Below are 18,129 nucleotides of genomic sequence, written 5' to 3' on the forward strand. Positions count from 1 at the left end.
AAATCAATAAAAGATTAATTGATGGCTACCGATTTAGGAGGTGAATCAAATAAGACATTCTTTACGATTTGTTCTGCCACGGTTTTAACACCCTGACCTGTTTTGCTATTAACAAAAACATATGGTTTTTCATTTCGAACAATTTTGGCGTCTCGCTCCATGATGCTTAGGTCAGCACCTATGAAAGAGGCAATATCTATCTTGTTGATTACCAATAAATCAGACGTTTCGATTCCAAGTCCACGCTTTCTTGGATATTTATCCCCTCCAGAAACATCGATAATATAAATAAAATAGTCGGCCAGCGCAGGACTAAATGTGGTTGTAATGTTATCGCCTCCACTCTCAATTATTATCAAATCAAGATTGGGGTGCTTGGATTCCATCTCCTCTACAACAGATATATTAATTGAAGGATCTTCTCTCACTGCAGTATGAGGGCAGCCTCCTGTAGCAATGCCTATTACTAGATCCTCTGGCATTAATCCTTTTTCGGTGGCAAGGTTTTTTCTCATTCTATCGGCATCTTCTCTAGAAACAACATCGTTAGAAATAATTCCAACGTTATATCCATCATTCTTTAAAATAGGAACTAATTGTTCGATTAACATGGTTTTTCCTGATCCAACAGGTCCGCCTATGCCTATACGTGGTATTCTTGAAAGTGCCACATAAAAATAAAGGAAAAAATCAAGTAATAAACATTTTTGAATCCATCTGTTCATGATGCATTTGAATTATGTCAAGTTGAGGAATAAATTGCCACATACTCTCAAGAGGTCTATTGATATTTTTTTTCACTGTTGATAGAATCACTGGTTTCATCTCATCTATAAGCATCTGCCCCTCAATATGCTGAAGAATACCCAATCTAAGGGTAGCTCCAATTACACTGACAACAAACCCATACAGCAACATCAAACCAGATCGCTCTTTAGTTATTTTCATAGAATTGCATCCCAAGGCGTATGATAAAGGATAAACTCCCTTTGCATGACCGCTCTTAATATTTTTTGAATAGAAATCCAAATATTCATCATTATGAATAAATGCAGAAACACATCTTAGGAACTGGATTCCTGATCTTGTTGAGGCCGAACGAGTCTCATCTACAAGTCTCATAAAATAATATGTATTATCCAATTCTAATAACGACATAAAGTCTTTCTTTTGAATACAATTATACACATTACCTACAACACAGCAATCAGTAGGTCCTATTTGCTGTAAAAGGTAAGCTTTGATGAAATCCGAAATCTCGCCGTATGTTAGCTTTCTGTTTTTATCATAAAACAATAATTCCAGGCCATTTGAAGTCGTGTACAAACCCGTTGGAAAAAAAGAATCAGATAATTGTAAGAAACTTAAATCCGCAATGGATGGTATTGATTCGATATCCTTATCAGTGTGCATGAATGTCAAATCCCTGATCAGGTTCAAAAATGAGTTGCTCTGAGCGAATTTCTATGTAGTCTTTTAAATCTGACAACAATCTCAAAAATAGATTTATTTCATCGGGACTTTGAATAGGAAAAATTATATCACGATTTTCGATTTTTAATGGCCTATGTAAGTTTCCAATAGTATGTCCTACCTTTAGTGCCAAGTTAGTGAGTTCATTATCGTTGGCTCGCTCATGCTTGTGTTCATGGTCATCTCCATGGTCATGGTTATTGTGTAAATGATTTTTAATATTCAAGATAGCCACAAGCTCAGGAGATAATTTTATGACTATCATTTTAGTATCATCAAGAAAAACTACATCACCGTCTCTAAGATGGGTTCTAGAAGGCAAAATAAATCCGATATCAGTTTCTTTGTCTGAAACTTTTCTCATTCTAACCTTCTCGGTTTCAGATCTTTGAATTACTACATTCTCGACGGTATTTTTTTTAACTGACTCTTCATATTTTTGATATAATTGTGAATCTTTCTTTATGTTTCCTATAATAGTTGTAATGGTTAACATCAGATATCATATAGAGGTCAATCTTATCCATAAAAACAATTTTAATATCTTAATCTTATTTTGAGTCAAGCTAAGATATTCGTCAATATTATTTTCTGACCAAACAGAAACATCTTGAAACTTATGTTTTATTGTCTCTACTGACGTTGTCATTAACACTTTCTAGATCATTTGTGTTGTTTTTTGGATCGAGATCTGGATTAGGATTCCTTATTTTGTTCACAGCGGTTATCATATTTTGTAAATTTTGAGTGTAATCATACTTTCCGTAGTGTTTATAGTTGCTAGGATCTAATTCGACAAATACTAGCCCTCCATCAGATATTTCAATTTTTGAACCAACCTCAAATTTTTGAGCCACCACACATTGTCTTACCAAGTGATAAGGATAATCAAGATTGAGGTGAGATTTGGGGTCTATCAAACCTGAAATCGAAAACAATTTTCCAAATTTGACAATCACATGTCTAATTTGCAAAGGGTCGATGATTAACATAGAATCATCAATATTGGACTTTTCAGTACAATGTCTAATTTGCAATAGTAATCACCTTTTTGAATCAGCAAGTGCTTGAGGATTGAGGTCGTCTGCAGCTAAATTCTTATCAATCCTTAAAACAGATTTGGCCATTTCGCCTGATGCTTCCAATGCCATTGTTTTTACTAAAACTGGATCTAAAACGCCTTTAGAAACCATATTTACAATTTCACCACTGTCGATATCAACTCCATATCCATCCGGGGAAGCTTTAGCATTCATTACTTTTTCTAAACCGTTAAATCCGGCATTTGTTAATATTTGTCTCATAATACTTTCAAGTGCAGATGTTACCACTTCTAGGCCTACTTGCTCCAATCCACTGAGTTTGAGTTTTTTGATTTTTTCAATAATATGCAATTCGGCAGCACCACCCCCTGGAACAATTCCGTAATTTAATGCAGCTTCTGCAGCATTTATTCCATCAATTGTTGATCTCCATCTCTCTAACGATGTTTCCTTTGTAGAACCTGATATCAGCACAGTGATGATCTTCTTTCCTCTACCATTTTCCAAATATATTATACCGTTATCCTCATCCTCGTATATTTTCTCAGAATCACCAAGGATATCTTTATTTTTTAGATCATCTAGTGTTCGCACAGGTTTTGCGCCCGTATATCTTGACAAATATTCTATTTCTTCATTTGAAATGTGGACCGCAAATAATCCCTTTGATACAAAAAGATCTTCGACTATTTGATCCACTTCAGGTGAAGCAATAAAAAGAGTATTTGCTCCCGTTTCAACTATGGTATCAACAATTTTTTTTGATTTTTCCAAACGATCTTTTTCCATAGTAAGAATATCTTGATATTTACTATTTTCTTTGATCCATGACTCTTTTACGGGTTTTAGATCCAATCTCAAAATTAGAATTTTCGAATTTTCAACTTTGCTGGGAAGTTCCGGATCTATTCTTTTTCTTTCCAAAACAATGCCATTAAAAATTTTATCTTCAATATCTACTCTTCTTATTACCTGTACTGCCTTATCAAAATCATATAATCCGTTGTAAATCGCATCTTTTCCCACGGTACGTAACGCTTTAACTACCAACGTATGCAATATTCGACCATCCAATTTTGATGACAAGCTCGTTTTTACGATTTGATCGAGTTCAGGAGCATCAAGGTTGATCTTTATGGCACTTTTTTTTAGCAATTCGCAAGAATGTTTTATACCACTTTCAATGCCTTCAACGACCTTAGTAGGATGTACCGCAAGTTCACGAATTAATCTTTTACCTTCTTTGATCATCTCGGCTGCCAAAATTACAGCCGTTGTTGTTCCATCGCCTACTTTTTGCTCCTGTCTTTCTGCAATTTCTACTATCATTCTCGCGACAGGATGAATTGCTCTCAATGAAAGTAATATGGTAACACCGTCGTTAGATACATGTCTATTCATTGATTGATCGATCAAAAGTTTATCCAACCCTTTTGGTCCCAGGGTGGTTCTCACCGTTTCAGCTACGGCCATTACCGCGTTTGAATTAGACTCTAAAGCATTGAATTCAATATTTTCAGCAATTGGTTTCCAAACTCCAAAATTTTGTGGTGAAGACATATTTTCTAAAATTAAAGACCAAGAGATAAATGTATCAGAAATATTAATGCTGAATAGAAATTAAAGCAAGATAAACTTTAGAAAGAAAAAAAGATAGTTGGAAGTGGTTGGGAAGAACCCTTATGCCATAAAGTATCTTTGTGCTAAAGTTAGTTCCTTTGCTGGATCAACAGTAGCGATCTGCCCGTCAATCTTTACTTCATATGTTTCATGATCTACAGTAATTTCTGGTGTTTTATCATTCCACAGCATGTCTTTCTTTCCTATACTTCTGCAGTTTTTAACAGCCAATGTAGTTTTTTCTAATCCTAGTTTCTGAGGGACGCCAAGCTCTAATGATTTTTTTGACATGAAAGTAAAAGAAGTCTTCTTTACAGCACGCCCCATAGCACCAAACATTGGTCTATAAAATACCGGTTCTGGTGTTGGCAAAGAAGCATTTGGATCTCCCATTATAGACCAAGCAATAAACCCACCTTTAAAGACCATTTTTGGCTTTGCAGCAAAGAAAGCATTGTTGTACATGACTATATCAGCATACTTTCCTACTTCAAGGGATCCTAGATAGTCTGCGACACCATGAGTTATGGCAGGATTGATGGTTGTTTTTGCAATATAGCGCTTTGCTCTTAAATTGTCGTTGTCACCTTCCTCACCTTTCAGTTTTCCTTTCATTTTTTTCATTTTGTCGGCAGTTTGCCATGCACGAATTACAACCTCTCCAATTCTACCCATAGCTTGACTGTCTGATGAATACATACTAAGAACTCCCTCATCATGCATTACATCCTCGGCTGCTATTGTTTCGGCTCTAATTCTAGAGTCTGCAAAAGCGACATCTTCTGCAACACCAGGGTTAAGATGGTGACAAAACATGAGCATATCAAGGTGTTCATCAATAGTATTGACAGTAAATGGTCTTGTAGGATTGGTTGAGGAAGGTAAAACGTTTTGTTCTGCTGCGATGGCAAGTATATCTGGAGCGTGACCACCACCTGCTCCTTCTGTATGATAGCTGTGGACAACTCTTCCGTCGATGGCATTAACGGTATCCTCTAAATAAGCACATTCATTTATGGAATCAGTGTGTATTGCAACTTGAACATCAGTTAAATCAGCCGCACGAAGTGATGCATCCAAAACAGCAGGAGTAGTTCCCCAATCTTCATGATCTTTTAGTCCACAAACACCGGCTTCGATTTGTTCCATTTGGGTGGCTAACGATGGATGAGAATCATTGCCTTTGCCTAAAAATCCATAATTCATTGGAATGTCCTCTACTGATTCTAACATCCTACTAATGTTAAATGTACCTGGAGTACACGTGGTAGCATTAGTACCATCTGCAGGACCAGTACCACCACCTATCATGTTACATATACCATTACTGATTCCATCTATGTACTGCTGCGGAGAAATCATGTGAATGTGGGTATCAAAATGTCCTGGAGTACAGATTGTATGCTCACCAGCCGTTGCCTCAGTACATGCAGATACGATTAGGTTTCTATCAACACCATCCATTACTAATGGATTTCCGGCTTTTCCGATACCTGCAACTTTACCATCTTTAATACCTATATCACCCTTCACTATCCCAATCACAGGATCAAGCACTACAGCATTCGTGATTACATAGTCCAAAGCACCGCCTGCACTGGTAACACCAGGTGTTTGAGCTTGACCATCTCGAAGTGTTTTTCCTCCTCCAAATACACATTCATCTCCATGAGTTATGAGATCCTTTTCAATCTCAATTAAGAGATCTGTATCACCTAAACGAACCTTGTCGCCTGTAGTTGGGCCAAAATGATCAGTATATTGTTTTTTTGTTACTTTTAAGACCAATAATATCCTCTCCTAATTACCCATTCCTTTAAAACCAAAGAACTTGGCTTTTTCCATTGTGGATTTCTTTATATTTGATGACTTCATACTTCCATTTGTTAGACCATTAAATCCAAAGCAAACTTTTGATCCCCCTAATTCACACAATTCAACTTCCTTTGTGTCACCTGGTTCAAATCTTACTGAGGTACCAGCTGTTATATTTAATCGATAACCAAATGCTTGCTCTCTTGGAAAATCAAGAACTTTGTTGATTTCAAAGAAGTGTGTATGTGATCCTATTTGACATGGCCTGTCACCAGTATGTTTTACAGTAATCTTTATGGTTTTTCTGTTTTCGTTGCAAGGTACATCGCCTTCAGATAAAATATATTCTCCTGGAATCATTATAAATTAGAACCTCCGTTTAAATTCAATTTAGAAATAATTTTAATTGTCATTCATAACTCACCTATTGAACTGGATCATGAACGGTAACTAATTTTGTCCCGTCTGGAAATGTAACTTCCACCTGTACTGTATGTATCATCTCAGGCACTCCCTCCATAACATCCGCTCGTTTTAAAATATTTCTTGCAGACGTCATTAATTCTGCGACTGATTTTCCTTCTCGTGCTCCTTCTACAACAAAATTGGCTATATAAGCAATTGATTCAGGATAATTTAGTTTTACTCCTTTCTGTTTTCTACCCTCGGCAATTTGTGCTGCCGTCCATATCATCATTTTTTCAATCTCTCTTGGGGCTAACATCATGTTTAATTCACATATAACAAACCTAGTGAGTTATTTTAAAATTCAAAATAATAATTAATATATATGAACAATTACCATTATCAAATATTTAGTCGATGTCGACTAAATCGGATGTCATTAGTCAGAAATTTTAACAGGTAAACACATCTTTAACCAATAGTATGTTTTGTCGTAGTGACCATTTTTTCCAGTTGGGAGTCTGAATTCATATTTTTCTTTCATTGTATGAATTACGAGTACATTTTCATTTATAGCAGTGCCAAGCATATTAGAAATCAAAGTTCTGGTATCAGGGTAAAATACCATTTTTTTTACATCCGGGTATTTGATAGAGACTTCGTTGGACGTGTCTGCTGCTCCTGCTCCCGCTGCTACTGAACCGTGTTCTTTAGAAATAAATGAATCCTTTATCTTAATATCAGAGTATTCTAATTTTTCAGACAGAACATAATAAAGATACGGTCCAATTCCAGCAACAAAACCCGGATCTGTCAGTTTTCGTAACACATTTTTTTTAACCATGATAATTCTAGTAGGGGTAAACGTAAGAAGATAATCAATCTTCATGGGTTTGCTTTTAATATAACCCGAAAGCCTCAACACAATAGGTTCAATATTTTGAGCAAGCATTAAATCATAAAACTTCTTAATTTTTTGACTATCTGACATTTTTGAATCAGATTTGATTTTTTTCAGATTTATCTCAAGCTCGGACACTACAGTAGTAAGATAAAAGACGTAAAATATACTTTAATTGAATGATTTTAAAATAACAATTAGGTCAAGGCAGGAAAATTCAAGAATAGATAGAACAAAAGAAAATGAAAAATTAATGGCGCTGCTGATCGGTTGGTGGGTTTGTTGGTTAGTCTTGAATAAAACTAGACTATCCTGCCCTAGACCAGCCTATCCCTGCGGGTATGTTAGTGAATCCGAAAATAGCAATCATGTAAACCCATGCAGTGAATACAAATGGCCCTGTAAGTGCAGGTAATCCCCACTGACCAAAGAACTTTTGGAGCGCAGGCATTACCACCACGGAACAAGTTACTGTAGCAAGGATCGCCAGTAAGAATGACTGTGGAGTAAGAGGCACAAAACTAGTTAATGCAATCATAACCAGTACCTATTAAACCCGTGCAAACCAATCCTAGTCTCATGAGTAGGCAGCTTCATCAATATAGATAAAGCAGCACCAATTGCTGATCCTATTAAGGCCATAACTCCAGCAAGATATAACGGCGAATATTCATTCCATCCTGATGTATACGCATTTGTAAACCAAGCTCTATCTTGTACACCAGCTATTGCAGGTGCCAATTCAAATGCCAAAGTCAGACCTACGACCCAGAAAACACCAGTCTTCCAATTCTCCACAAAGGTAACCTGAGATACACCTTTGAAAGTAGCAACGATGAATTCTTTGGCGGTCCATTTGAATTTTTCAGGTGGGAGAGGATTATCGCTTCCGGGAATTTTGTCCTCTTTAACAGCAGGAGGTACTTCAGGCCAAACATCATATCCATATCGTTTACTCGCATACATCATAGCCCAAGTAGTGAAGATAAACGAAGATGTAAATCCTGGGATTGCCACTGCATTAGTAACGCCGGGTGCCTGTGGACTAAATATATCGCCCATAAAATGCGAAAACGCCATCCAAGCTACTGCAGTTATGACTGCTCCAAATATCGAGAGTGTCAATGTCACCCTGTTGGCTTTTACAAACGGTCCAGACCAGAAGGCCATTCCGGTTAATATCGAATTATACCCAAACAACCCAAAAGTAACTAGTGTATAATCGGCACCCAGTAGTAACGCAGTTCCTGCACCAATTAATCCTGCAGCTACCATCATGATACCTGCTTTGCGCGAAGCTAGTAGGACACCTGCAAGAATAAAAATACCAGTTACCGGCGAACTAATCAAAGGAACTTCAGAGATGCCATTAAACAGTATATAGAAGAAATCTACAAAAGGGTCTCCTGACGAATATGTTGGTACTCCCATACAAGGATTTTGTACAGCTATAGTTTAACGATTTGTATTAAATATCAGTTTATTAATCAAGTAAAACCCATTAATCTCATAATTTAGTTTAGCAATAATACGGGTTTGTTTGATTCAGAAAGAATTTTCCTTGTTACATGCCCAAGATCATCAGAATTTCCTAACCCTATTGTTCCAAGAACTATGAAGTCTACATTTAAGTCATTAGCAGTTTTAATAATTTTGTTATTAGGATCCCCTATTTTCACAACTCTTTCACATCTTTTAGAATTCTTTATAAGGATACTAGATAACATTTGTCGTCCTCTTTCTCGACTCTTTTAATTAGCTCAGTAACGTACTCAGTATTTTGTTCGTAGTCATCAGGCCATTCAATTATATGTACCACATAAATTATAGAGTCAGCTTGGAAAGCATGACTAGCATAATCTAATGCTCTTATTGAACATGTGGAACCATCAACAGCGACTAGAATTCGCTTAAAACTTGTATTAATAGGGTTTTCAGAGGGATTGTTTTTGGGTATAGAAAACCATGGTCATAATTTCTAATTTGAAACTTTGATCTGATAATAAATAGAAGATTTGATAAAACAATTGAAATTTCTCGTTTTGATTCAATAATCGGTTTTACTATAAGAAAACAAGCTGCAGAGATCGTCCAGACAATACTTAGTAATATCCAAAACAAGAAAAACTCGTAGGAAAATACATACCCAGAGAAAAACAATGGTAATGGCCAGATCACAACCAAAATGAGTGTAAAAAAGATTCCGTATTTGTACCCAAATATAGTTCTCTTCTTTAATAACGCTTCATCATTGTCTTCTTTTATCAAAGATCTGATTCTCTCCTCTACAACTACGATCCGCTGTTTCGTAATGTTGAAATTAAAGTTCTAAACTATAAATAATTAGATCAGTTATTTTGTAATATTAAATCAATGACAGATTCCATAGACGAGTTAATTCTTTCTGCTTTGAGTAGGGATGCCAAACAGGATTTGAATGAAATTTGGGATTTTTTAAGGAATTATGGACATAATTTAAGTTTGGAGCAGATAGATTCTCGCATAAAAACACTTGAAGATGAAAAAATAATTTCAAGATATACAATTTCTATTGACACCAAAAAAGTACGACATAGAATAATTAGAGTAGTTTTGGTAACTTTTAGGCCCTCACAGCACCTGGCAAGCCGAATCGAAGGATTAAAGAAGTACCTTCAGGACGCCCCGTTTGTCTTATTTTCAGGAAAAACAAGAGGTGGATATGACTGGATCACAATTCAAGTATTTTCATCGCCCGAAGTTGCTGACGAGGAGAGCGATATTTATAGAAACTTGTTTGGAGATATAATCCAAACTTACGAAGTATATGATTTTTCTCCAATAAAGGAACCTACATTTAACGCTTTTACCTATACAGATAAAGAATATAAAAAATTCTTGAATGAATGGATGCCTCCATTTCTTGGAAGGTAATAGAAGATAGAAGATTCAAATAATTATTTCGGATTATTTAGATATCTTGCAGGTTTAGCTATTTTCAAGTTTTTAAATCTAATTGTATCATCGATTAACGAGTGAATTTTAAGACGCAAGTCCATCAAAAAGCTTAAGATATCTGTACTTTGATTTGGTTCAAAATTTAGCTGAACTTCCTCTATTATGCTATCTAGCCTAGCAAGAGTAATTTTTAATGCAAGGGAAGTTTTCTTTGTTATTTTGAGTGTTTTTATATTCTTAAAATTAATATTTTCGTTTGCAATTAATTCCAAGTCGTCACCTGAAATACCTTGTTTGGAAAATACAGCTTTTACTTCTCTAATTTGTCGAATAGTTAATTCATTTTCTATAATATGATCTGTAAAATGAATAATATCATTTGGTGAAAAAGTAGTTAATTCCAAGGCTTGGCTTACACTCAATTTGTTTAGCATTATTTTTTCTTTGACATCCTGTGGAAGTTTTAAAAGTTGAATCCTGTGTGAAACATACTCCTCACTTTTACCTATTTTTTTAGCCAGTTCTGTAACACCTCCCCAACCCAGGTCTTGGACATATTTCCTAAAAGCCTCTGCTTCCTCAAGTGCACTCATCGATTTTCTCTGAATGTTTTCCGTTAATTGAATTTCAAATGCTTGTTTGTCATTCATTTCCCTTATTTTGCATGGAATATGACGCCACCTAAGGGATTTGCTTGCATAAAAGCGTCTATGACCAGCAACTATTTCAAAGTTATTTTGATATGGACGTATCAAAATGGGTTGTAGTAACCCATGCTCTTTGATACTCGAAACGAGTGATTCTACTTCTTGATAATCATTAAATTTATCTCTAATTGAAAACTGTGATGGGCGAATCATTTTTATCTCTATATGTTCCACTATACTGGTATCGAATGCATGCATAAATTAAATAAAATAGTCTAATACTTATACGTTTTCATCTCATCTATTGAAATCTTATACAAAATTTAAATAAAATTGTAAATATCATAATTTAATAATTCATGCTATAAACTATCTTTATATCACATTTATGTTAGTATATTAATTAAACCTTCGATAAATAGTGTTTTGATTATTTTAGAAATGTCTTTGCAAAGTCCAATTCGATATGAAAAAGATGAATGTTTCCTTTATAACTAAAACAATCAAACATTTAGTTTGATTCTCGATATCTTATATTTCCTCTTTCTTAAAAGAATTCAAAAAGGACATTACAATTTCGCATATTCCCGTGGGAACATGTATTCTGTTTCTTTTAATAAAAGTCAAAGACCATAAAATCTACATGCAATGATGCAGAAAAGGTCTCTTTGTGTGACGGATGAATAAATTAGATAAATAAAACTCATGATGCATCAATCCACCTTTTTGCACAATCCTAACATCATAATGTACTGTAGGATAGTCAGTTCCAACTAGGCATGCAGGAAGAAGAAACCTACAGCAATGATAACATATACGACTGTCACCGTAACTCCTTCTAACCAATTAATGATTCCATCACGAGATATGTAACCTATTATCATTATTCCTAATAATATGCTGATGAGCTCAAATAAAGTAAAATCTAGAGTAAAACGATGACCCGATATAATCCCAATTATAACTAAAAGTAGCACTACAAACAAGGCAAGTTGAGTTCCCGAACCGATTCCTATATTTAGAGCTAGATTCATTTTTCCCTTTAGTGTGAAAGCGATTGCACTTGAATGTTCGGCGGCGTTTCCCATTATACCTACTGTTACCGCACCTATGTATAATTCAGTTAATCCTAATTTTTGCCCCACTGCTTCCACAGAATCAACCATTATTCCACTTAATTGCTATTCGTGTTACAACAAACAAAAGATACAATAAGGATTCTTTTTTTACTCCATCTTTGCTTTTTACTATTTTCTTGCTCACTATCTTTTTCTTCTTTACTAGTAGAAGATAGAACTGGTTTTTGTAATTTCAAAGTAAATATAATGCTAGCAATATAAATTCCAAGTAAAAAAGCCACTACGTCGCTAGCCAGCTACAAGTTCAATGGGTTTTCACTATTTGTTAGTAACAAGTAAGAAACCGAGATAACAGTTGGTATAGTTAGTCTACGACGGAGAACAATAACAGAGTCGATTGTAACCCTACCCCTTCCTTATCAAATCGCTGTTCTCTAAACCTAAAAGCACTTATCGCACTGCTTAAACCAGGAATGAGCAGGATGTTGGCAAGTATACCACCTATCATCGTACCTTTGAAGAAATCAAAAAGGCCCTCGTTGATAGACACTATTCCAACAATAATCTCAGTAGGATTTTCAAGAGTTACCATTAATAAGGAACCAATTGTTATCCCGTAATACAAAGGATTTCAGTAGAATCACCAATCATCTTTGAGAGTGGAATTAATGCTATCGCAGAAACAATAAATGGATCATAGTATCCGGCATTAATTTATCGCAAAACAATAGCAATTGGAATAAATACAAGAAATATGTATAATAATGAAGACTTTTTCCCTTTTTTGAATTTCAAACCCCATCTCCTGAATTTGAGTGTTTAGCTCTAATACTTAAAGAACAAGGATTAAGGTTCATCTGAGATCTTAAATCCATCACTTGTTATTATATTTTCAATGTGATAAGATCTTACTGCTACTAAAAACAGAAATCTAAAAATTGTTTCAGATTATTCAAATATAATTTGATCGATCAAATTATATTGAAATTCATTGCTCAAACGGCGGGGTTAGTGGATAGACACCAACCTGGTCTGAATATGCTGGTTTTGGATCCTTATCATCTTTTGGTTCCATAGTAACAAACAGATCAGTATATGTGTATGGATAAACTTGTGTAGATTCTAAACCAAAAGTTCCATCCTCCTTCACCATGCCAACAGTCAACGGATATTGAGATGCACCGTAGTTTCCGTCATAAAGCCATACTTCAAAAACTTTACCTTCTGGGGGATCGTAGTTCACCACTCCTTCTATGTCTAGTGAGTGACCATCGGATTGGATATCTACCAACCCGAATACATCAGCTTGACGCCCAACTATTATTCCGGATTGATCAGTGGTTAAAGCGTAGCCGTTTGTTACATAGACTACGCCAATTAACAATGCTATAGACATATATAATATGGATATTCTTAGCGAAAACATCTACCGACTAATAAATGGTTCTTGTATATAAAGATTGAAGGGTGTTTCAAACTTATCTATTTTTCTAATTTAGAAGACAAAAAGAGTATTAATCGTATTAGTAGTAACTATCATTTTACATTCATATTATACAACAACAAACTATACTCAACATGATATCAAAATAATAAAAGGTATTGGCATAATTTGATATGGTTTTTTCTTGTGAATATATACTAGAATTAAGACATTTATACTTGTTCTTGTAAGAGGAGTTATGAAATCATACAGTCGTAATACAAAAAAAGCAGGAATCGCTTTTAGTATTGCCATTTTAACAGTATCCATAATGCTAGGCAATGGTGATATGTTATATCAAAATAAAGCAGTAGCACAAGTTGATAATTCCACTGTTATTCAAGAATTTAATGGAAAGCTTGACCAAATACAGACAAAATTTAGAGAGTTTGTCGAACAGAATAAGATCAATACAACGTCTCTAACTTTACCTAATAGCAGTAGTATATCCGAAGCTTTACAAAAATTAAATTCAACTAAAATACTTGAAGAAGTATCTAATGCATTTAACAAAGCTTTAAGCGAAGCAGGGATTACAAATACAACTGAAGGGATGAAGGATAAATATGGTGGAGATTTATCCAAGCTCGTTCAAAAGTTTGAAGAGATAAAAGGTAACTCAACAAATTAGTCTCCAAAACCCTCTTTTTAAAAAATATTTGAGTATATTATATTTTATTATAATAAAGTACTCGTTTGTTTAATTAAGTAAATAGTAGTTCTAGAATATAGTGTTAATACTAAGTAGATGATAATAAACTATTTACTTTTTAAAACTTGCCAATATTTTTATAAACATGTAATGGATTTTTTGGACTCGATATTTGAGAATAGATCAATGAAAAATACTTTGAATTCTTTCATATAACTAGGAAAACAGAAAATCTTCGACAGAATATGTCGTTACTAGTAGTATTACTACCATCGTTATAAATCAATTTTTTTAGACATTCCAGGTATTGATCATTAGTCAAAAAAATAAAGGTTCTTAGCTATTTATAATCGGATAAATTGACGCTTTTCTTATTGATCGTGTCATTGTCTATCATGTAGACATATGGTTTTTTATTTTATTTTATTTTAAACTTGAGGAAAGACTTGATCAATCAATTGTCCTAAATGATCGGATTTGGGCTTATTCATTACTCTAATATTATTAATTGATGGAAAGAATTTGATTATGCATTCTTAAGACGCTTTTGGTAGCTTATTCTCAATATTAGAAATACTGGTGAAATAGAAATTGGAATCATAACAGCAATATCATGAGATAGAAAAGATACGATCAGAGTTGTAGTGTATACGATAGGGATCACACTAACCTGAATCAAGAAATATCGGGCTTTATGACCTAAAGTCTTGCGTGTTTTAATAATACTCACCAATGTAATTAAAAGTAGTCCAGCCAAAATTTGAACAATACAAGAAAAAATCAATGCATTTTCATTTCCTAATTGCAAGAGCCCTATTAGAGAAACAGGAGTAAGAGTTATCGTTACCAAAAATATTAGAGAAATGAAAATGGTGACATCTTCCAAGTTCTCTGTATAGTCTAAAAGTAGAGTAAATCTTGACCAGTAAAAAAATACAACTATAAAGCCGCATATGTATGCTACAAGAGCATGGAAAAATACATCTGAATCAAAAAAAACCCTGGTTCGGAAGTTGCTATAGTGGCAAGATAAAAAACACTGAATCACTGAATGACCTTAGCCTGTCAGTTGTAAGGAATCCTTTTATTGTCCTGTCAATATCATGTTACGAACATTATAATCATAATAAGCTGTATCATTAGGTTTTCAAAAATTTGAAATTGAATTAGTAGATCTTTTTGCACAATAGCTGAAGTTAAGTGAAATATTGTTACTAGTTCCTGTTGAATCTTAAGGAAAAGTTTTCATTATTTCATACTTTTGCCTTGCTAATAAAATATTTCTTGACATATTTAGAATAAAAGGATATAATTTGTTGTATCAAAATCCACTAACAAATAGAATTTTATGAATTTCTTTTTACATATTGTTATCGACAAGCCTATGACAAGTCACATTGTTTTCATACTTGTCTTAGACGAGATGCTATGTTTGGTATCAAAATACCAAACAAGTAAGCCAAACTAACACCTAACAATGTTCCTAACACTCTTTCATCAAAGTGATATTCAATATTAGTAGATGTCGGATCACCCGTACAACACTGACCAAAAAACCAAAAAGGTTGTAAATGCAGGTGAGATATACCAACGAATTGAAATTGTAGCTGATGCTGTAATTAATGAAACTGCACAAAGGGATGCGATAGCAATTGGTGGTAGACTTTGACTCAAGAGCCAAGAGGCTATCAGAGCGCCCACAAACACTGAAATTGCACGCCCTACGCTCCGCAATTTCTGGATATCTTTGCGTGGGCGCATCACAAACAATGCGGCTCCAACTAGCCAACCAATATGATCAAATCCTAATGCAAAGCCTATAGTAGTTGCTGTAGCAGCCATCAAGCCCAGTCGTAAGCCATAATTTCTCGACTGTACGCGACTCATTAATGGGTATCTCAGGAGGTTGTTGTGGTTTGTGCTCTCTAAAACATAAGGACCATCCATAGGCAACAACAGAGCCTATGATATAGAGCAACGCTAGTGGAATTGAATTAGCAAGTCCTTGATAACTGAGTCCAACGCCTGCAAGTGGCAAACAGATTGTTAATGCTACGGTACCGAATGATCTTCTAGATAAAAGTAGTGCTGCACCAAATGATAGCAAGAACATACCCGGGATTGCAACTATGGCCCATTGTGCCATAAATGAATCCAACATTAAGAATACGCCTATCAGTATTCCAACAACAATTATCTTTCGACGCTGTTTACGTGTTGGAGGTAGACCCATAATTGAAGCAGGTAATGCCCCAAGAAGCAACGACAATCCCGCTTCGACATGACCGGTGGCGATAATTATTACAGGTATAGCCGCGATCACAGCGGTAAAACGAGCATTACGCCAACTCCATACGAGATTGTTACTTTTCATTGCCGCTGCTTCTTTCTAAAAATTATATTTATTATAGATTGCTTGCTATAACTTATGTTTAATGCGATTTACAATAGACGTCTTGGTTTATCATCTCAACGATTAATCCCAAACATGAAATCAATATTTAACAAGGTCTTTAGATCATGTTTTTGTAGGATTTTCCAATCATAAACTATCAATGACGACTTTTTAATTATCATACTATCCAACTTTAATCACATAATTTAATCATCATAAAGCATTTTTGTTTAATTTCATTTCTATTTACTAGGAAAAAAATATAGATCTATAACAATTTACTACGTTAAAGTTAATATACAATACTGATTTTAATACTTCAATGAAAATTAATACCATCTTTTTGTTGACTGTTGTTGGAGTGTTTGCAACTTTTTCATTATTTACAATGTCGACCACCACCAACTTCAATGCAGTTGCTCAATCTAATGAAACGGCAGTTGCTCCATCTAATGAAACGGCAGTTGCTCCATCTAATGAAACGGCAGTTGCTCCATCTAATGAAACGGCAGTTGCTCCATCTAATGAAACGGCAGTTGCTCCATCTAATGAAACGGCAGTTGCTCCATCTAATGAAACGGCAGTTGCTCCATCTAATGAAACGGCAGTTGCTCCATCTAATGAAACGGCAGTTGCTCCATCTAATGAAACGGCAGTTGCTCCATCTAATGAAACGGCAGTTGCTCCATCTAATGAAACGGCAGTTGCTCCATCTAATGAAACGGATAGCAACCCAGATTTCTATGCAAATTTCACAAATCCAGTTATGGTTTCGAATTCTGCTGCAACAGGTAATGCAACCTTTACTCTTGGAGACGGCTCAACTACGATGTACTTTGTAATTACCGGGAACGGACTCGGGAACATTACTCAAGCTGTTATATTACAGAGTACAGGTGGCCGTACTACAGACTTGGTTCCGCTTTATTATGCACCAACTTCGGGATTAATTACCACAGGTTCTGGAACTGCTGATGGGAATTTCACATCTGCTAATTTCGTGGACGGACTTAAAGGAAAACCGATGTCAGATTTGGTCAAAAAAATTCTTGATGGAGAGATATATCTTGCAATAAAGACAGTTGATTTCCCACTTGGTGAAATTGCAGGAAAACTAGTACCAGTAAAGTGAGATAAACTCCAAGCATTTTTTTTGATTATTTGCAATTTGAGAATATCAGTACATAATGCAGCTCTTTTGCAAATAATATCGATATAAATTTCTATGATTATTTTTTATTAAGATCTTGATTTGATATTGATTTTATTCTTCCATGATACAGACTAAATCCCATATTTATGAGGACATGACTCAACAAACGGTTCTACTCACTAAAGAAAAAGGGTTGTGGTTTTCATTCTTTAGAACCAGATTTGAAAGAATGTATTAATGTTGCAAAGTTTAATATTAGTTTATCCTGATAAAAAAAGATTTGAAACATTCAAGAATCGTTTGAAGCTAGTCTTAGGAAATGTTTTTGTTTTTTTTTTTGGAATAATTAATGGTCAGAATCCCATCATTTAATGGAAAATAAATACACATGATATACTAGTAAAACAAACTAATTCTAAATATTATTTCAAATTTGGTTGGCTTTAAGTGAATGTATGATAAATAAAATGAAACAGGTTATTTGTTCATTAATTTCGAATAAAAGAAATTAAATTGAAATTAAAGG

25 protein-coding genes are annotated in these 18,129 nt (G+C 34.7%); 3 read left to right on the top strand and 22 right to left on the bottom strand.

Going from position 1 to position 18,129, the window contains the following annotated elements; all coding sequences use genetic code 11:
* Positions 1-14 precede the first annotated feature (14 nt).
* From ureG to AAGU22_RS14855, 14 genes are all read right to left on the bottom strand, one after another.
* The gene (ureG, locus tag AAGU22_RS14790; RefSeq protein WP_458719869.1) at positions 15-725 is read right to left on the bottom strand and encodes an urease accessory protein UreG; all 711 of its coding nucleotides are present in this window, start codon (positions 723-725) and stop codon (positions 15-17) included.
* Complete coding sequence (locus AAGU22_RS14795) at positions 691-1,413, bottom strand: urease accessory protein UreF (RefSeq protein WP_458719870.1); 723 nt, start codon at positions 1,411-1,413, stop codon at positions 691-693. Before AAGU22_RS14795 ends, ureG begins: the two co-directional genes overlap by 35 nt.
* Positions 1,403-1,969, bottom strand: a complete 567-nt coding sequence (locus AAGU22_RS14800; protein ID WP_458719871.1) for an urease accessory protein UreE — start codon at positions 1,967-1,969, stop codon at positions 1,403-1,405. Before AAGU22_RS14800 ends, AAGU22_RS14795 begins: the two co-directional genes overlap by 11 nt.
* A 121-nt stretch (positions 1,970-2,090) precedes the next feature.
* Positions 2,091-2,510 carry a hypothetical protein gene (locus tag AAGU22_RS14805; protein WP_458719872.1) on the bottom strand — a complete coding sequence of 140 codons (420 nt, stop codon included), beginning with the start codon at positions 2,508-2,510 and terminating at the stop codon, positions 2,091-2,093.
* A 6-nt stretch (positions 2,511-2,516) separates the two neighbouring features.
* On the bottom strand, positions 2,517-4,076 hold the full coding sequence (locus AAGU22_RS14810; RefSeq protein WP_458719873.1) for a TCP-1/cpn60 chaperonin family protein: 1,560 nt from the start codon (positions 4,074-4,076) through the stop codon (positions 2,517-2,519).
* A 120-nt stretch (positions 4,077-4,196) separates the two neighbouring features.
* Positions 4,197-5,924 carry an urease subunit alpha gene (ureC, locus tag AAGU22_RS14815; protein ID WP_458719874.1) on the bottom strand — a complete coding sequence of 576 codons (1,728 nt, stop codon included), beginning with the start codon at positions 5,922-5,924 and terminating at the stop codon, positions 4,197-4,199.
* A gap of 12 nt (positions 5,925-5,936) precedes the next feature.
* Positions 5,937-6,311 (bottom strand): urease subunit beta, encoded by a 375-nt coding sequence (ureB, locus tag AAGU22_RS14820; protein ID WP_458719875.1) that lies wholly within the window; start codon positions 6,309-6,311, stop codon positions 5,937-5,939.
* A 64-nt stretch (positions 6,312-6,375) separates the two neighbouring features.
* Positions 6,376-6,678 (bottom strand): urease subunit gamma, encoded by a 303-nt coding sequence (locus tag AAGU22_RS14825; RefSeq protein ID WP_196817341.1) that lies wholly within the window; start codon positions 6,676-6,678, stop codon positions 6,376-6,378.
* Positions 6,679-6,795: 117 nt separating this feature from the next.
* Positions 6,796-7,395 carry a hypothetical protein gene (locus tag AAGU22_RS14830; RefSeq protein WP_458719876.1) on the bottom strand — a complete coding sequence of 200 codons (600 nt, stop codon included), beginning with the start codon at positions 7,393-7,395 and terminating at the stop codon, positions 6,796-6,798.
* A 169-nt stretch (positions 7,396-7,564) separates the two neighbouring features.
* Complete coding sequence (locus tag AAGU22_RS14835) at positions 7,565-7,795, bottom strand: urea transporter (RefSeq protein WP_458719877.1); 231 nt, start codon at positions 7,793-7,795, stop codon at positions 7,565-7,567.
* The gene (locus AAGU22_RS14840) at positions 7,792-8,688 is read right to left on the bottom strand and encodes an urea transporter (RefSeq protein ID WP_458719878.1); all 897 of its coding nucleotides are present in this window, start codon (positions 8,686-8,688) and stop codon (positions 7,792-7,794) included. Before AAGU22_RS14840 ends, AAGU22_RS14835 begins: the two co-directional genes overlap by 4 nt.
* Positions 8,689-8,771: 83 nt before the next feature.
* On the bottom strand, positions 8,772-8,984 hold the full coding sequence (locus AAGU22_RS14845) for a universal stress protein (protein WP_458719879.1): 213 nt from the start codon (positions 8,982-8,984) through the stop codon (positions 8,772-8,774).
* The gene (locus tag AAGU22_RS14850; protein WP_458721797.1) at positions 8,963-9,214 is read right to left on the bottom strand and encodes a universal stress protein; all 252 of its coding nucleotides are present in this window, start codon (positions 9,212-9,214) and stop codon (positions 8,963-8,965) included. Before AAGU22_RS14850 ends, AAGU22_RS14845 begins: the two co-directional genes overlap by 22 nt.
* Positions 9,157-9,525, bottom strand: coding sequence for a hypothetical protein (locus AAGU22_RS14855; RefSeq protein WP_458719880.1), 369 nt, complete (start codon positions 9,523-9,525; stop codon positions 9,157-9,159). The genes AAGU22_RS14850 and AAGU22_RS14855 overlap by 58 nt, the downstream gene beginning before the upstream one ends.
* 105 nt (positions 9,526-9,630) lie before the next feature.
* Between AAGU22_RS14855 and AAGU22_RS14860 the strand changes: the two genes are divergently transcribed.
* Complete coding sequence (locus AAGU22_RS14860) at positions 9,631-10,170, top strand: histidine kinase (RefSeq protein ID WP_458719881.1); 540 nt, start codon at positions 9,631-9,633, stop codon at positions 10,168-10,170.
* 23 nt (positions 10,171-10,193) lie between these two features.
* Here AAGU22_RS14860 and AAGU22_RS14865 read toward each other — a convergent pair whose 3' ends face one another.
* The 5 genes from AAGU22_RS14865 to AAGU22_RS14885 all read right to left on the bottom strand — a co-directional run bounded on the left by AAGU22_RS14865 (position 10,194) and on the right by AAGU22_RS14885 (position 13,346).
* The gene (locus AAGU22_RS14865; protein ID WP_458719882.1) at positions 10,194-11,099 is read right to left on the bottom strand and encodes a ParB/RepB/Spo0J family partition protein; all 906 of its coding nucleotides are present in this window, start codon (positions 11,097-11,099) and stop codon (positions 10,194-10,196) included.
* Positions 11,100-11,614: 515 nt separating this feature from the next.
* Positions 11,615-12,007, bottom strand: a complete 393-nt coding sequence (locus AAGU22_RS14870; protein WP_458719883.1) for a hypothetical protein — start codon at positions 12,005-12,007, stop codon at positions 11,615-11,617.
* An 8-nt stretch (positions 12,008-12,015) separates the two neighbouring features.
* Positions 12,016-12,201, bottom strand: a complete 186-nt coding sequence (locus tag AAGU22_RS14875; RefSeq protein WP_458719884.1) for a hypothetical protein — start codon at positions 12,199-12,201, stop codon at positions 12,016-12,018.
* An 83-nt stretch (positions 12,202-12,284) separates the two neighbouring features.
* On the bottom strand, positions 12,285-12,545 hold the full coding sequence (locus AAGU22_RS14880) for a hypothetical protein (protein ID WP_458719885.1): 261 nt from the start codon (positions 12,543-12,545) through the stop codon (positions 12,285-12,287).
* 363 nt (positions 12,546-12,908) lie between these two features.
* On the bottom strand, positions 12,909-13,346 hold the full coding sequence (locus AAGU22_RS14885) for a hypothetical protein (RefSeq protein WP_458719886.1): 438 nt from the start codon (positions 13,344-13,346) through the stop codon (positions 12,909-12,911).
* Between the two features lie 256 nt (positions 13,347-13,602).
* On the opposite strand from AAGU22_RS14885, the gene AAGU22_RS14890 reads away from it, so the two are divergent.
* Positions 13,603-14,034, top strand: coding sequence for a hypothetical protein (locus tag AAGU22_RS14890; protein WP_458719887.1), 432 nt, complete (start codon positions 13,603-13,605; stop codon positions 14,032-14,034).
* Between the two features lie 547 nt (positions 14,035-14,581).
* Here the strand turns inward: AAGU22_RS14890 and AAGU22_RS14895 are convergent.
* From AAGU22_RS14895 to AAGU22_RS14905, 3 genes are all read right to left on the bottom strand, one after another.
* Entirely contained in the window at positions 14,582-14,941 is a 360-nt protein-coding gene (locus tag AAGU22_RS14895; RefSeq protein ID WP_458719888.1) for a hypothetical protein, read from the bottom strand.
* Between the two features lie 644 nt (positions 14,942-15,585).
* Complete coding sequence (locus AAGU22_RS14900; protein ID WP_458719889.1) at positions 15,586-15,897, bottom strand: FUSC family protein; 312 nt, start codon at positions 15,895-15,897, stop codon at positions 15,586-15,588.
* Entirely contained in the window at positions 15,854-16,429 is a 576-nt protein-coding gene (locus tag AAGU22_RS14905) for a hypothetical protein (protein ID WP_458719890.1), read from the bottom strand. The genes AAGU22_RS14900 and AAGU22_RS14905 overlap by 44 nt, the downstream gene beginning before the upstream one ends.
* A gap of 343 nt (positions 16,430-16,772) precedes the next feature.
* Here AAGU22_RS14905 and AAGU22_RS14910 point away from each other — a divergent pair, with 343 nt between their 5' ends.
* A complete protein-coding gene (locus AAGU22_RS14910; protein ID WP_458719891.1) occupies positions 16,773-17,582 on the top strand; it encodes a CHRD domain-containing protein in 810 nt (269 codons plus the stop codon).
* Positions 17,583-18,129 lie beyond the last annotated feature (547 nt).

It is taken from the genome of Candidatus Nitrosocosmicus sp. R, from assembly GCF_054408505.1.

Bases quoted from the DNA above. Each gene is read 5' to 3' on its own strand.
- ureG (WP_458719869.1), bottom strand. From the start codon at position 725: ATGAACAGATGGATTCAAAAATGTTTATTACTTGATTTTTTCCTTTAT.
- AAGU22_RS14795 (WP_458719870.1), bottom strand. From the start codon at position 1,413: ATGCACACTGATAAGGATATCGAATCAATACCATCCATTGCGGATTTA.
- AAGU22_RS14800 (WP_458719871.1), bottom strand. From the start codon at position 1,969: ATGTTAACCATTACAACTATTATAGGAAACATAAAGAAAGATTCACAA.
- AAGU22_RS14810 (WP_458719873.1), bottom strand. From the start codon at position 4,076: ATGTCTTCACCACAAAATTTTGGAGTTTGGAAACCAATTGCTGAAAAT.
- ureB (WP_458719875.1), bottom strand. From the start codon at position 6,311: ATGATTCCAGGAGAATATATTTTATCTGAAGGCGATGTACCTTGCAAC.
- AAGU22_RS14825 (WP_196817341.1), bottom strand. From the start codon at position 6,678: ATGATGTTAGCCCCAAGAGAGATTGAAAAAATGATGATATGGACGGCA.
- AAGU22_RS14835 (WP_458719877.1), bottom strand. From the start codon at position 7,795: ATGATTGCATTAACTAGTTTTGTGCCTCTTACTCCACAGTCATTCTTA.
- AAGU22_RS14840 (WP_458719878.1), bottom strand. From the start codon at position 8,688: ATGGGAGTACCAACATATTCGTCAGGAGACCCTTTTGTAGATTTCTTC.
- AAGU22_RS14845 (WP_458719879.1), bottom strand. From the start codon at position 8,984: ATGTTATCTAGTATCCTTATAAAGAATTCTAAAAGATGTGAAAGAGTT.
- AAGU22_RS14860 (WP_458719881.1), top strand. From the start codon at position 9,631: ATGACAGATTCCATAGACGAGTTAATTCTTTCTGCTTTGAGTAGGGAT.
- AAGU22_RS14865 (WP_458719882.1), bottom strand. From the start codon at position 11,099: ATGCATGCATTCGATACCAGTATAGTGGAACATATAGAGATAAAAATG.
- AAGU22_RS14870 (WP_458719883.1), bottom strand. From the start codon at position 12,007: ATGGTTGATTCTGTGGAAGCAGTGGGGCAAAAATTAGGATTAACTGAA.
- AAGU22_RS14885 (WP_458719886.1), bottom strand. From the start codon at position 13,346: ATGTTTTCGCTAAGAATATCCATATTATATATGTCTATAGCATTGTTA.
- AAGU22_RS14890 (WP_458719887.1), top strand. From the start codon at position 13,603: ATGAAATCATACAGTCGTAATACAAAAAAAGCAGGAATCGCTTTTAGT.
- AAGU22_RS14900 (WP_458719889.1), bottom strand. From the start codon at position 15,897: ATGGCTGCTACAGCAACTACTATAGGCTTTGCATTAGGATTTGATCAT.
- AAGU22_RS14905 (WP_458719890.1), bottom strand. From the start codon at position 16,429: ATGAAAAGTAACAATCTCGTATGGAGTTGGCGTAATGCTCGTTTTACC.
- AAGU22_RS14910 (WP_458719891.1), top strand. From the start codon at position 16,773: ATGAAAATTAATACCATCTTTTTGTTGACTGTTGTTGGAGTGTTTGCA.